13 protein-coding genes are annotated in these 12,382 nt (G+C 66.0%); 1 reads left to right on the top strand and 12 read right to left on the bottom strand.

The genetic code is table 11. The features are described 5' to 3' along the window. Positions 1–37: 37 nt before the first annotated feature. From phaZ to gshB, 12 genes are all read right to left on the bottom strand, one after another. Entirely contained in the window at positions 38–889 is an 852-nt protein-coding gene (gene phaZ / locus ACZ899_RS17160; protein ID WP_203648324.1) for a poly(3-hydroxyalkanoate) depolymerase, read from the bottom strand. Between the two features lie 64 nt (positions 890–953). Continuing rightward, the gene (phaC, locus tag ACZ899_RS17155) at positions 954–2,633 is read right to left on the bottom strand and encodes a class II poly(R)-hydroxyalkanoic acid synthase (RefSeq protein WP_234561939.1); all 1,680 of its coding nucleotides are present in this window, start codon (positions 2,631–2,633) and stop codon (positions 954–956) included. 336 nt (positions 2,634–2,969) lie between these two features. Next, positions 2,970–3,347, bottom strand: a complete 378-nt coding sequence (locus ACZ899_RS17150) for a gamma-butyrobetaine hydroxylase family protein (protein ID WP_203648320.1) — start codon at positions 3,345–3,347, stop codon at positions 2,970–2,972. Positions 3,348–3,522: 175 nt separating this feature from the next. Continuing rightward, positions 3,523–4,866, bottom strand: coding sequence for an ATP-dependent protease ATPase subunit HslU (hslU, locus tag ACZ899_RS17145; RefSeq protein ID WP_203648318.1), 1,344 nt, complete (start codon positions 4,864–4,866; stop codon positions 3,523–3,525). 74 nt (positions 4,867–4,940) lie between these two features. Next, positions 4,941–5,471 carry an ATP-dependent protease subunit HslV gene (gene hslV, locus ACZ899_RS17140; RefSeq protein ID WP_011536056.1) on the bottom strand — a complete coding sequence of 177 codons (531 nt, stop codon included), beginning with the start codon at positions 5,469–5,471 and terminating at the stop codon, positions 4,941–4,943. 201 nt (positions 5,472–5,672) lie between these two features. Further along, positions 5,673–6,944 carry a dihydroorotase gene (locus ACZ899_RS17135; protein ID WP_234561937.1) on the bottom strand — a complete coding sequence of 424 codons (1,272 nt, stop codon included), beginning with the start codon at positions 6,942–6,944 and terminating at the stop codon, positions 5,673–5,675. After that, positions 6,941–7,945 (bottom strand): aspartate carbamoyltransferase catalytic subunit, encoded by a 1,005-nt coding sequence (locus tag ACZ899_RS17130; RefSeq protein WP_050707248.1) that lies wholly within the window; start codon positions 7,943–7,945, stop codon positions 6,941–6,943. Before ACZ899_RS17130 ends, ACZ899_RS17135 begins: the two co-directional genes overlap by 4 nt. A 12-nt stretch (positions 7,946–7,957) precedes the next feature. Continuing rightward, the gene (gene pyrR, locus ACZ899_RS17125) at positions 7,958–8,476 is read right to left on the bottom strand and encodes a bifunctional pyr operon transcriptional regulator/uracil phosphoribosyltransferase PyrR (protein WP_050707247.1); all 519 of its coding nucleotides are present in this window, start codon (positions 8,474–8,476) and stop codon (positions 7,958–7,960) included. 51 nt (positions 8,477–8,527) lie between these two features. Further along, positions 8,528–8,953: a Holliday junction resolvase RuvX gene (gene ruvX, locus ACZ899_RS17120; RefSeq protein WP_110734721.1), complete on the bottom strand. Its 426-nt coding sequence runs from the start codon at positions 8,951–8,953 to the stop codon at positions 8,528–8,530. After that, entirely contained in the window at positions 8,953–9,522 is a 570-nt protein-coding gene (locus tag ACZ899_RS17115) for a YqgE/AlgH family protein (RefSeq protein WP_203648314.1), read from the bottom strand. The genes ruvX and ACZ899_RS17115 overlap by 1 nt, the downstream gene beginning before the upstream one ends. Positions 9,523–9,696: 174 nt before the next feature. Then, complete coding sequence (locus ACZ899_RS17110; RefSeq protein WP_203648312.1) at positions 9,697–10,596, bottom strand: energy transducer TonB; 900 nt, start codon at positions 10,594–10,596, stop codon at positions 9,697–9,699. Positions 10,597–10,685: 89 nt separating this feature from the next. Next, positions 10,686–11,639: a glutathione synthase gene (gshB, locus tag ACZ899_RS17105; protein WP_050707244.1), complete on the bottom strand. Its 954-nt coding sequence runs from the start codon at positions 11,637–11,639 to the stop codon at positions 10,686–10,688. 340 nt (positions 11,640–11,979) lie between these two features. Between gshB and pilG the strand changes: the two genes are divergently transcribed. Beyond that, entirely contained in the window at positions 11,980–12,381 is a 402-nt protein-coding gene (gene pilG / locus ACZ899_RS17100) for a twitching motility response regulator PilG (RefSeq protein ID WP_234561934.1), read from the top strand. Position 12,382 lies beyond the last annotated feature (1 nt).

Below are 12,382 nucleotides of genomic sequence, written 5' to 3'. Positions count from 1 at the left end.
CTCCCACGACAGCTTTCCTGGGGCCATGGGAGCGGGATCAGGTGCGCGCAGCGGGCCGGGGGTGCATGACCGCGCGTTGGCGTTCCTGCTCGAGGAATTTCATGATGATCGGCGCGACGGCCTCGGCCCGGGTGATCAGGAACAGGTGGCCGTCGTCGATTATGTGTAGCTGGGCATTGGGAATTCGCCAGGCCAGCAGGCGCATGTTGATCAGGGGGATCAACGGATCGTCGTCGCCGGCCAGCACCAGGGTGGGCTGGTGGATCTTGTGCAGCCAGTGGATGCTGGTCCAGCCGAGCCCGGCGAACAGCTGCCAGTAGTAGCCCAGCTTGCCGCCCGAGCGGACCTTCGAGGCATGCTGCATGGCCAGGTCCGGGTCGCGCCGGAAGCCGCCGCCATAGATCAGCGGGGCGATGCGGATCACATGGGAGGGCTGCACGTAGCGCCGCGGGCTGGCCATCATCCACAGCACCTTGGGCTTGCCCGGCACCATCACCGCGCCGGCGGCGGTGGCGGCCAACACCAGTTTCTTGCAGCGCTCGGGGTAGTCGTGGGCGAACTGCTGGGCCAGGGCGCCGCCCCAGGACACGCCGATGACATTGACCTGGCCGTAGTCCAGGTAGTCGAGCATGCGCGCGGTCAACTTGGCCAGGCCAGGGAAGCGATAAGGATGGCGGGGCGTTGACGAGCCGCCAACCCCGGGCACGTCGAAGGCGATGACCTCCAGGTCCGGGTCCAGCGCCTCGATGAACGGGAACACCAGCTCGAGGTTGGCGCCGATGCCGTTGAAGATCAACAACGGTGTCAGGTGTGGCTTGCCCGGCCGGACCGCGGTGCGGATGGACTGATCGTCCAGTTCGACGGTCCTGAAAATGTACGGTTGCGGCATGCGCGTGACTCTGTGGTGAAGGTAGCGCCGCGATGCACCGACAGGCCCATCGCGGCGGTTCGGTTCAACGCTCGTGCACGTATGTTCCCGGTGCGGCCTCGCCTGCGGTATAGGTGCGGTTACCCAGCTTTGTAGGCGCCTTCTTGAGTTCGCCGGCGCGCTCGCCCAGCCAGGCCTGCCAGTGCAGCCACCAGGAGTCGGCATGCTTGATGGCGTTGTCCTGCCAGGCCACCGGGTCGTCCGGGCGGTCCTCGCCGGTCATGAAGCGCGCCTTGGGGTTGCCCGGCGGGTTGAGGATGCTCTGGATATGACCGCTGTTGGACAGCACGAACTCGATCTTGCCGCCGAACAGGTGCGCCGAGCGGTAGCATGACTGCCACGGGGTGATGTGGTCGGCGGTGCCGGCGACGCTGTAGATGTCGCAGTCGACCTTCTTCAGGTCGATGGCGGTGCCGCATACCTCGAGGGCGTCGGAGCGGGTCAGCGGGTTGTTCTTGAACATTTCGATCAGGTCGCCGTGGAAGGCGGCCGGTAGGCGGGTGGTGTCGTTGTTCCAGAACAGGATGTCGAACACCGGCGGCTCGTTGCCGAGCAGGTAGTTGTTGACCCAGTAGTTCCAGATCAGGTCGTTGGGGCGCATCCAGGCGAACACCTTGGCCATGTCGCTGCCTTCGAGCACCCCGGCCTGGTAGGAGTGGCGCTTGGCCGCCTCAAGCGTTTGCTCGTCGACGAACAGCGCGACCTGGGTGTCGACGGTGGTGTCGAGCACGCTCACCAGCAGGGTGAGGGCGTTGACCTTCTTCTCGCCAAGCGCGGCGTAGTGGCCCACCAGCGCGGTGCAGGTGATGCCGCCGGAGCAGGCGCCGAGCATGTTCAGGTCCTTGCTGCCGGTGATCGACAGCACCGCGTCGACCGCCTCCTTGAGCGCGTCGATGTAGGTCGACAGGCCCCACTCGCGCTGGGCCTTGGTCGGATTGCGCCAGCTGACGATGAAGGTCTGCTGCTGGGAGCGCAGGCAGAAGCGCGCCAGGCTTTTTTCCGGGCTCAGGTCGAACACGTAGAACTTGTTGATCTGTGGTGGCACCACCAGCAGCGGGCGGCTGTGCACCTGCTCGGTGATGGGGCTGTACTGGATGAGTTCCAGCACGTCGTTGCGGTACACCACCGAACCTTCGCTGGTGCCGAGGTTCTTGCCGACCTCGAAGGCCTCCATGTTCACCTGGCTGGGCATGCCGCCGTTGTTGACGATGTCCTTGGCCAGGTTGGACAACCCGTCGAGCAGGCTCTTGCCGCCGGTCTCGAAGAAGCGCTTGACCGCGGCGGGATTGGAGAGGGTGTTGGTGGGGGCCATGGCCTCGGTCACCAGGTTGATGACGAACTGCCCGCGGCTGATGTCCTGGGGCGACAGGTCGCTTTCGCCGATCCAGTCGTTGAGCTCCTTGCGCCAGGCCAGGTAGGTCTGCAGGTAGCGGCGGTACAGGGGGTTCTTGCTCCACGCCGGGTCGGCGAAGCGACGGTCGTCGCCTTCGGGCTGCAGGGCCGACTTGCCCAGCAGCACGTTCTTCAGCTCCAGGCCGAAATGCGCCACGTGCTTGGCGCTGTGCAGGGGCTGGCGTACCGCCTGGCGCAGTACCGTGCGCGCCGATGTCAGCAGATCCTTGCGGCGAATGCCGATGACCGGGTTCAGCCCCAGGGTGTTTTCCGAGGCCTGCCGCTGCAACTCATCGTTGTTCTTGTTACTCATCTACGACGCTCCGTTGTCCTGAGACGAGTACCGGCGTGCTGTGACAGCCCGGTACTGCTACTCGGGTGACCAGTGATAAGGAACAGCGGTGCTGCGACCGGATGCGTGCCGATGATGAGCTGCGTGGGTTTCTGCGTGTGAAGACAACCTGCTTTCGCTCGCGACCTCTACATACCGGCCTGGCCCTGCCTGCCTTCTGGGCAATGCAGGGAACTTGCCAGCTCCATTGGTTACCCGACTTTCGTGTAATGCGCAAGACAGCCAATCTTTGGCAGTCATCAAGGCATTCAAGCAGATGAGATTAGAAAATGCGCTCTAAAGCTTGCGAGCCTTGAGCTAGAGCATCAATTTCACTACCGATTCGGACGGGTCGCGGGATTTGCCGGCCTTGTGCAATTCGTCGAGGTATTCGCTCCACAGCTGCTCCTGGCGCAGGCACAACTGCTCGAGGTACTCCCAGGTGAACAATCCGGAGTCATGGCCGTCGTCGAAGCTCAGTTTCAGTGCATATTGACCGGCCGGTTCCAGGCCGCTGAGGCCGACGTTGATCTTGCCAAATTGCAGGATGGGATTGCCGTGGCCCTGGACCTCGGCGGAGGGGGAGTGCACGCGCAGGAATTCGGCGGGCAGGTGGTAGACCTCGCCGGGGGCGTAGGTGAGGGTGAGGGTCTTGGAGGCTTTGTGCAGGTTGATGGCGGTGGGGAGGCGGGCCATGGGTGGAATCTCTGGTGAGCTGATGGTGCAAGCTTCGGGAGATTCAGGAGATTGTGCAAGGGGGTTGCTTTGCAGCCCTTTCGCGGCACAAGGCCGCTCCTACAAGGAGAATGCAGTCCCCCCTGTAGGAGCGGCCTCGTGCCGCGAATGGGCCGCGCGGCGGCCCCATGCGGTCTTACAGGATGTAACGCGACAGGTCTTCGTTCTGCGCCAGCTCGCCCAGGTGGCTGTTCACGTAGGCGGCGTCGATGTGGATCGGCGTCTCGTCGTGGGCACTGGCCAGGTCGCCGGCGCTGAACGACACCTCTTCGAGCAGGCGCTCGAGCAGGGTGTGCAGGCGGCGGGCACCGATGTTCTCGGTCTTTTCGTTGACCTGGTAGGCGATCTCGGCCAGGCGCTTGATGCCGTCGGCGGCGAACTCGATGTTCAGGCCTTCGGTCTTGAGCAGGGCGCTGTATTGCTCGGTCAGCGAGGCGTGCGGCTCCTTGAGGATGCGCTCGAAGTCTTCCGGGGTCAGCGCCTTGAGCTCGACACGGATCGGCAGGCGGCCCTGCAGCTCGGGTACCAGGTCGCTCGGCTTGCTCAGGTGGAAGGCGCCGGAGGCGATGAACAGGATGTGGTCGGTCTTGACCATGCCCAGCTTGGTGTTGACGGTGCAGCCCTCGATCAGCGGCAGCAGGTCGCGCTGCACGCCTTCACGGGAGACATCGGCGCCGCCGACGTTGCCACGCTTGGCCACCTTGTCGATCTCGTCGATGAACACGATGCCGTGCTGCTCGACCGCTTCCAGGGCCTTGGCCTTGAGCTCTTCCTCGTTGACCAGGCGGCCGGCTTCCTCGTCGCGGACCATCTTCAGGGCATCCTTGACCTTCAACTTGCGGCTCTTGCGCTTGCCCTTGCCCATGTTGGCGAACAGGCTCTGCAGCTGGTTGGTCATCTCTTCCATGCCGGGCGGCGCGGCGATCTCGACGCCCATGTTCTCGGCGACTTCGATCTCGATTTCCTTGTCGTCCAGCTGGCCTTCGCGCAGGCGCTTGCGGAACAGCTGGCGGGTGTTGGAGTCGCTGCTGGACTGCTGGGCTTCCTCGCTGAAGCTGCTGACCCGCGCCTGCGGTAGCAGGGCGTCGAGAATGCGATCTTCGGCGGCATCCTCGGCGCGGTGGCGCACGCGGACGATTTCCTGCTCGCGGAGCATCTTCAGCGCGGCGTCGGCCAGATCGCGGATGATCGATTCGACATCACGGCCAACGTAGCCCACTTCGGTGAACTTGGTCGCTTCGACCTTGATGAACGGCGCATTGGCCAACTTGGCCAGGCGGCGGGCGATCTCGGTCTTGCCGACGCCGGTGGGGCCGATCATCAGGATGTTTTTGGGAGTCACTTCGGCACGCAGCTCGGCGGGGAGCTGCATGCGCCGCCAGCGGTTGCGCAGGGCAATGGCGACGGCGCGCTTAGCGTCGTCCTGGCCGATGATGTGGCGGTTGAGTTCGTGAACGATTTCGCGGGGGGTCATGGACATGATGAATGTGGTCCTCGAGCAGAGTGATCAGTGTGGAAAAGTCCCGCTGCGAGCGGGACGCCAAAACAACTGATTCACTCGGCCAGGTCCTGCTCCTCGATGGTCAGGTTGTGGTTGGTGAACACGCAGATGTCGCCGGCGATGTTCAGGGCGGCCTCGGTGATTTCACGGGCCGACAGGTCGGTCTTGTTCAGCAGTGCGCGGGCCGCGGCCTGGGCGTAGCCGCCACCGGAGCCCATGGCGATCAGGCCGTCCTCGGGCTCGACCACGTCACCGTTGCCGGTGATGATCAGGGAGGCGTCCTTGTTGGCCACGGCCAGCATGGCTTCCAGACGGCTGAGCGAGCGGTCGGTGCGCCATTCCTTGGCCAGCTCGACGGCGGCACGCACCAGGTGGCCGGAGTGTTTCTGCAGCTGGGCTTCGAAGCGCTCGAACAGGGTGAAGGCATCGGCGGTGGCACCGGCGAAGCCGGCGATGACCTGGCCGTTGTACAGGCGACGGACCTTCTTGGCGTTGCCTTTCATCACGGTGTTGCCGAGGGAAACCTGGCCGTCGCCGCCCATGACGACTTTGCCGTTACGGCGGACAGAAACGATGGTAGTCAAGGGAGAGTCTCCACGCAGCGGGGCGAAAATGCCTGATGCAGACTCATATGGGGGGAGGGGGGAAGGATTTCAACCGATAGGGATGAATGGTTGTTTCAGGTCTTTGCCGTCCCCATCGCGGGGCAAGCCCGCTCCCACGCCAGGTCGACCTTGCATGAGAGCTTCTGCGTGGGAGCGGGCTTGCCCCGCGATGGGCGTTACTCAGGCCTCAAAGCAGACGTGCCCATCGACCAATGTATAACGCACAGCGCCCGGCAGGCAGTGGCCGATGAACGGGCAGTTCGCGCCGCGGGAGTACCACTGCTCACCGGCAACGGTGGAGGCCTGCGGATCGAACAGCACCAGGTCCGCCGCGCCGCCCACCTTCAGTTCGCCGGCCGGCAAGCGCATGGCAGCAGCCGGGCCGCTGCTCAGGCGTGCCAGCAGGGTAGGCAGGTCGAGCAGGCCGTCCTCGACCAGGGTCATGGCCAGCGGCAGCAACAGCTCGACGCTGCTGATCCCCGGCTCGGTGGCACCGAACGGCGCCAGCTTGGCGTCGCGCTCGTGGGGCTGGTGATGGCTGGAGATCGCCTGGATCACCCCGGACTTCACCGCTTCGCGCAGGCCGTCGCGGTCGGCGGCGGTGCGCAGCGGCGGCTGCACGTGGTACAGGCTGGAGAAGTCGCGCAGCGCCTCGTCGGTGAGGATCAGCTGGTACAGCGCCACGTCGGCGGTGACCGGCAGCCCCAGCGTCTGGGCCTGGGCGATCAGCCGGGCGCCGCGGGCGCTGGTGATCTGGGTGAAGTGGGCGCGTACGCCGGTCTGCTCGACCAGCAGCAGGTTGCGGGCCAGGGCCACGGTTTCGGCGGTTTCCGGGATGCCCGGCAGGCCGAGGAAGCTGGCCATCGGGCCTTCGTGGGCCAGGCCGCCTTGCGACAGGTCGCGGTCCTGGGAGTGGAACACCACGGTCAGGTCGAAGGTCGCCGCGTACTCCAGGGCACGGGCCAGGGTGCGGTTGTTGGGGATTTCCTTGAGGCCGTTGCCGAAGGCCACGCAACCGGTGTCGCGCAGGGCCACCAGTTCGGCCAGTTGCTCGCCTTCCAGGCCCTTGGTCAGGGCGCCGATCGGGTAGACCTTGCTGTTGGCGGCTTCGCGGGCGCGGTCGAGGATCAGTTCGGCGACCGCCGAAGTGTCCAGCACCGGCTTGGTCTGCGGCGGGCAGCACAGGCTGGTGACGCCACCGGCCACGGCAGCACGGGTTTCGCTGGCGATGTTGCCCTTGCGGCTGTAGCCCGGTTCGCGCAGGGAAACACCGAGGTCGACCAGGCCCGGGGCGGCCACCAGGCCGTCGGCCTGGATCGTGCGGCTGGCGCTGAAGCCGGCCGGCGCCGCGCCGATGGCGGCAATACGGCCGCCGTCCAGGTGCAGGTCGGTGATGCGGTCCAGGCCGCTGGCAGGATCAATGACCCGGGCGCCGATAATGCTGATGGTCACTGGGCGTTCTCCTGGTCGAATTGACGTTGCGCGTTCTGCCCGCTCATGGCCATGGACAGCACGGCCATGCGCACGGCGATGCCGTAGGTGACCTGGTTGAGGATCACCGAGTGCTGGCCGTCGGCCACTGCCGATTCGATCTCCACGCCGCGATTGATCGGGCCCGGGTGCATGACGATGGCATCCGGCTTGGCACCGGCCAGGCGCGCGGTGGTCAGGCCGAACAGGCGGTAGAACTCGCCCTCGCTGGGCAGCAGGCCACCGGCCATGCGCTCGCGCTGCAGGCGCAGCATGATCACCACGTCGACGTCCTTGAGGCCTTCGGCGAGGTCGGTGTAGACCTTCACGCCATATTGCTCGATGCCGATCGGGATCAGCGTCTTCGGACCGATCACGCGGATGTCCGGGCAGCCCAGTGCCTTGAGCGCGAGCATGTCCGAGCGGGCCACCCGCGAGTGCAGGATGTCGCCGACGATGGCCACGGAGAGGTTTTCGAAACCACCCTTGTGCCGACGAATGGTGAGCATGTCGAGCATGCCCTGGGTGGGGTGGGCGTGGCGGCCGTCACCGCCGTTGATCACGGCTACGTCCGGGCACACATGCTCGGCGATGAAGTGGGCGGCGCCGGAGTCGGAGTGGCGCACGACGAACATGTCGGCGGCCATGGCCTCCAGGTTGCGCAGGGTGTCGAACAGTGTCTCGCCCTTGCTGGTCGAGGAGGTCGACACGTTCAGGCTGATCACGTCGGCCGACAGGCGCTGGGCGGCCAGTTCGAAGGTGGTGCGGGTACGGGTGGAGTTCTCGAAGAACACGTTGCACACGGTCTTGCCGCGCAGCAACGGGACTTTCTTCACGGCCCGGGCGCCGACTTCGAGGAAGGAGTCGGCGGTGTCGAGGATCTCGGTGAGCAGTTCGCGGGGCAAACCGTCGAGCGAGAGGAAGTGGCGCAGCTGGCCCTGGTCATTGAGCTGCAGCGGGCGCTTGGCGTCGAATGGCGTCATCGCGGGGGACTCTTAAAGGGCGGAAGCGGGAGCGAGGTCCTGGCGCTCGAGGGCGAGCGGCGTGGGTCCGGTCAATTTTACCCGTTCATGGGCCGCCAGGGACAGGGTGGCGCCGAGTACATTCGGGCGGATCGGCAATTCGCCGGCATCCAGGTCGAGCAGACAGGCCAAGGTCACGCTGGCCGGGCGGCCATAGTCGAACAGTTCGTTAAGGGCGGCGCGAATGGTGCGCCCGCTCATCAGCACGTCGTCCACCAGCACCAGATGCTGGCCTTCGATCTCGAACGGCAGCTCGGACGGGCGCACCTGCGGGTGCAGGCCGTTTTGGCTAAAGTCGTCGCGGTAGAAGGACACATCCAGGGTGCCCAGCGGGCCTTGGTCGCCCAGCTCGGCCTGCAGGGCCTGGGCCACCCACACGCCGCCGGTGCGGATGCCGATGAAGCGCGGCTCGCTGATGCCGCGGCGGGCCAGGTGGGCGCGAAGGTCGACGGCCATCTGCCGGATCAGGTCGGCGGGATTGGGTAGGCTCATTGCGTGCTCCTCGGAAGGCGGGCGCCGGCTCCAGCCGGCGGCAAAGCGGATTTAAGTGTTGGCCTCCAGCCAGCCTTGCAGCAGCAGGGCGGCGGCGATGGCGTCGACCGGGTTGTCGCGGTAGCTGCCATGGCGCCCGCTTCGGGCCATCTGCTCGCCTTTGGCCTCGAAGGTGGTCAGGCGTTCGTCGTGGGTGTGCACCGGCAGGTTGTAGCGACCGTGCAGGCGCCGGGCAAACTTCTCGGCGCGCTCGCTCATCTCGCTGGGCGTGCCGTCCATGTTCAGCGGCAGGCCGACGACGATGGCGTCGGGTTTCCATTCCTTGATCAGCTTCTCGACCTGGTTCCAGTCCGGCACGCCGTTCTGCGCCTTGAGCGTGCACAGTTCGCGGGCCTGGCCGGTGATCACCTGGCCGACGGCGACGCCGATCTGCCGGGTGCCGTAGTCGAAGCCCAGCAGCAGACGCAGTTCGGCCATCAGGCGTGGCCCGCCTGGCTGGTCAGCAAGCTGAGGTTGATCCCCAGGCTCGCGGCGGCGGCGCCCAGGCGCTGGTCGCTGGCCAGGCCGAAGATGATCTCGGGGTCGAAGGGGCAGTTGAGCCAGGCGTTATCGGCCAGCTCCGCCTCCAGTTGGCCGGCTTCCCAGCCCGCGTAGCCCAGGGTGATCAGGCTCTTGCGCGGGCCGTCGCCGGCGGCGATGGCGAACAGCACGTCCTGGGAGGTGGACAGCGACAGACCCTCCAGCTCGACCGTGGCCTGGTAGTTGCGGTCGTTGCTGTGCAGCACGAAACCGCGGTCGGTCTGCACCGGGCCGCCCTGGTAGATCGGAATGTGCAGGGTGCTGGCGGGCGGCTCGTCGTTCGGGCGCAACTGCTCGAGGATGTCGGCCAGGTTCAGCTCCTGCGGGCGGTTGACCACCAGGCCCATGGCGCCGTGGGCATTGTGCTCGACGATGTAGGTGAGGGTCTGGGCAAAGTTCGGATCGGCCATGTGCGGCATGGCGATCAGGAACTGGTGCTTGAGGTAGCTGGGGGCGAGGGTCTTCATGTCCGCTAGTGTGGCGCCAGGTGGCGGGGCTGGCAAGGTGCGCGGAGGGCTGTTGGTACTCCGGTGGGAGCGGGCTTGCCCCGCGATGGCGTCAGATCAGGATTGCGCGGTGGCAAAACGGACGCGATCGCGGGGCAAGCCCGCTCCCACGACATCGTCAGCAGCTCCTACGGGTCAGTTGCTCGACAGCTTGTCCCCGCGGGCAAAGCGCCAGGTGCGGATGATCTCCAGGCGGTCGAATTCCGCCAGGTCGCCGGTGAACGGCGCGAACGGCGCCGCCAGGCGCACGATGCGCTGGGCCGCCTGGTCCAGCACCGGCTGGCCCGAGGACTCCAGCACCAGCACTTCGTACAGCGAGCCATCGCGGTTGATCGATACCATCATTCGCAGACTGCCATACATCTGCTGGCGTCGGGCTTCCTCGGGGTAGTTGAGGTTGCCGATGCGCTCGACCTTCTTGCGCCACTCTTCCTTGTACCAGGCGCCCTTGTCGCGCAGGGTTGAGGCGGCGTTCAGGCGATGGATGCGCGGGCGCTTGGCATACAGTTGCTGTTCATGGGACAGCTCGGCCTCGAGGCTGGCGATCTGGCTCGACAGCTGCGAGCTGTCGAAGTCCGGCACCTTGGCTTCGGGTTTGGGCTGCGGCTTGCTTTCCTTCGGCTTGGGCTCGACCTTCTGGGTTTTCGGCGCCTGGGTGGCGACCACGGACTTCGCCGGTGCGGGCGGGGTTTCCGGTTTCGCGGCCGGTGGCGGGGTGATCTTGTTGATCTTGCTGTCCTGGAACGGCGCGACCTCGGTGGTCTTGGGCACCGCCTTTTTATCCAGGGTGCCGCTGCCCTGCTGGTTGTCCTGGGCCTGGAAGTCGGCCTTCTCGGGCGCTTTTTCGCTCTTGAAGGTGGCCAGGGTGATGTCCATGGTGTGACGGATATCAGCCGGTTTGACCACGGTGAAACCCACGCCCAGGATCAGCGCCAGGTGCACCAGGGCAGCCAGGAACAGGGTGAAGCCGAGCCGGTCCACCGGGCGAACGCGGGGTGGCAGCAGGTCGGCGGGGATGTCGGCGGGCAGCGTCATCAGGTATCCAGCAACCGCGAAACAGGGCGCAGGTCAGCGAAAAGGACCGGCATCATACCCCACTCCGCGGGTTTGCCACGTGTCGGCGGTCAGCGCGCCTGCAACTGGCGATCAATGGCGTCCATCAAGCGGCCGCCGATATCAGTGTTGTAGGCCGCGTCGATCTCGCGAATGCAGGTCGGGCTGGTGACGTTGATTTCGGTGAGGTAGTCGCCGATCACGTCCAGGCCGACGAACAGCAGGCCCTTTTCGCGCAGGGTCGGGCCGACCTGGGCGGCGATCCAGCGGTCGCGCTCGCTCAACGGCCGGGCTTCGCCGCGTCCGCCGGCGGCCAGGTTGCCGCGGGTCTCGCCGCTGGCCGGGATGCGCGCCAGGCAGTAGTCCACCGGCTCGCCGTCGATCATCAGGATGCGCTTGTCGCCGTCCTTGATCGCCGGCAGGTAGGCCTGGGCCATGATCTGCTGGGCGCCGAGCGCGGTCAGGGTCTCGAGGATCACCGACAGGTTGGGGTCGCCGGCCCGGTGGCGGAAGATCGAGGTGCCGCCCATGCCGTCGAGCGGCTTGAGGATCACATCGCCATGCTCGGCGGCGAAGGCGCGGATGATGTCCGGGCGGCGGCTGACCAGGGTCGGCGGCGTGCACTGCGGGAACAGCGTGGCGAACAGTTTCTCGTTGCAGTCACGCAGGCTCTGCGGGCGGTTGACCACCAGGACGCCTTCGGCCTCGGCCTGTTCCAGCAGGTAGGTGCTGTAGACGAACTCCATGTCGAAGGGCGGGTCCTTGCGCATCAGGATCACGTCCAGCTCGGCCAGGGGGCTGTCCTGCTCCTCGTCCAGCTCGAACCAGCGGGCCGGGTCGGCGAACACCTTGAGCGGACGCATCCGCGCGCGGGCCTTGCCCTGGGCCTGGTACAGATCGCGCTGTTCCATGTAGAACAGGCTCCAGCCGCGGGCCTGGGCAGCCAGCAGCATGGCCAGCGAGCTGTCCTTTTTGTAGGAGATGGACGCGATGGGGTCCATGACAATCCCGAGGCGAACGCTCATGGGGTAGTTCCTCTTGGCGGCCGGTGGCCGCGATGGCACGAAAGAAAAGTGGCTCAGGGTGGCGCCGGGCGCGCCCACGGTCAAGGGGCGGGCGGATGGAATGGCCTCCGGGAGTGTGCTAAAAAGGCCGGACAAGTGGTCTGTGTTGGCCTCCAGCCTGGCCGTACCTCCAAGAGCTGGGGCTGCTGCGCAGCCCATCGCGACACAAGGCCGCTCCCACAGGGTTCGGCGTCGGATGGCTGCTCAGCGCAACGCATGGACAGGTGGGAGCGGCCTTGTGTCGCGATGGGGCGTGAAGCGGCCCCAGGATTTCGGCCCCGGCAGCGATGGTAGTGCGACTATGGAACAACCCCTGAAGGTGATGGTGATCGACGACTCCCGCACGATCCGCCGCACCGCGCAGATGTTGCTCGGCGAGGCCGGCTGCGAGGTGATCACCGCCAGTGACGGCTTCGACGCCCTGGCCAAGATCGTCGACCACAAGCCCCGGATCATCTTCGTCGATGTGCTGATGCCGCGCCTGGACGGTTACCAGACCTGCGCCATCATCAAGCACAACAACGCCTTCAAGGACACCCCGGTGATCCTGCTCTCTTCCCGCGATGGCCTGTTCGACAAGGCCCGCGGCCGGGTGGTCGGCTCCGACCAGTTCCTGACCAAACCGTTCAGCAAGGAAGAACTGCTCGACGCGATCCGTGCCAGCGTGCCCGGTTTCGCCGCGCAGGACTCAAACGCACCCTGAC

This window comes from Pseudomonas sp. TE31087, from assembly GCF_057284075.1.
The sequence above is the reverse complement of the archived record's forward strand: the minus strand, read 5'-3'. Positions and strand labels throughout refer to the sequence as shown.

Excerpts from the sequence above, each read along its gene's own strand:
- phaZ (WP_203648324.1), bottom strand. The coding sequence starts at position 889 with ATGCCGCAACCGTACATTTTCAGGACCGTCGAACTGGACGATCAGTCC.
- phaC (WP_234561939.1), bottom strand. The coding sequence starts at position 2,633 with ATGAGTAACAAGAACAACGATGAGTTGCAGCGGCAGGCCTCGGAAAAC.
- ACZ899_RS17150 (WP_203648320.1), bottom strand. The coding sequence starts at position 3,347 with ATGGCCCGCCTCCCCACCGCCATCAACCTGCACAAAGCCTCCAAGACC.
- hslU (WP_203648318.1), bottom strand. The coding sequence starts at position 4,866 with ATGTCCATGACCCCCCGCGAAATCGTTCACGAACTCAACCGCCACATC.
- ACZ899_RS17130 (WP_050707248.1), bottom strand. The coding sequence starts at position 7,945 with ATGACGCCATTCGACGCCAAGCGCCCGCTGCAGCTCAATGACCAGGGC.
- pyrR (WP_050707247.1), bottom strand. The coding sequence starts at position 8,476 with ATGAGCCTACCCAATCCCGCCGACCTGATCCGGCAGATGGCCGTCGAC.
- ruvX (WP_110734721.1), bottom strand. The coding sequence starts at position 8,953 with ATGGCCGAACTGCGTCTGCTGCTGGGCTTCGACTACGGCACCCGGCAG.
- ACZ899_RS17115 (WP_203648314.1), bottom strand. The coding sequence starts at position 9,522 with ATGAAGACCCTCGCCCCCAGCTACCTCAAGCACCAGTTCCTGATCGCC.
- ACZ899_RS17110 (WP_203648312.1), bottom strand. The coding sequence starts at position 10,596 with ATGACGCTGCCCGCCGACATCCCCGCCGACCTGCTGCCACCCCGCGTT.
- gshB (WP_050707244.1), bottom strand. The coding sequence starts at position 11,639 with ATGAGCGTTCGCCTCGGGATTGTCATGGACCCCATCGCGTCCATCTCC.
- pilG (WP_234561934.1), top strand. The coding sequence starts at position 11,980 with ATGGAACAACCCCTGAAGGTGATGGTGATCGACGACTCCCGCACGATC.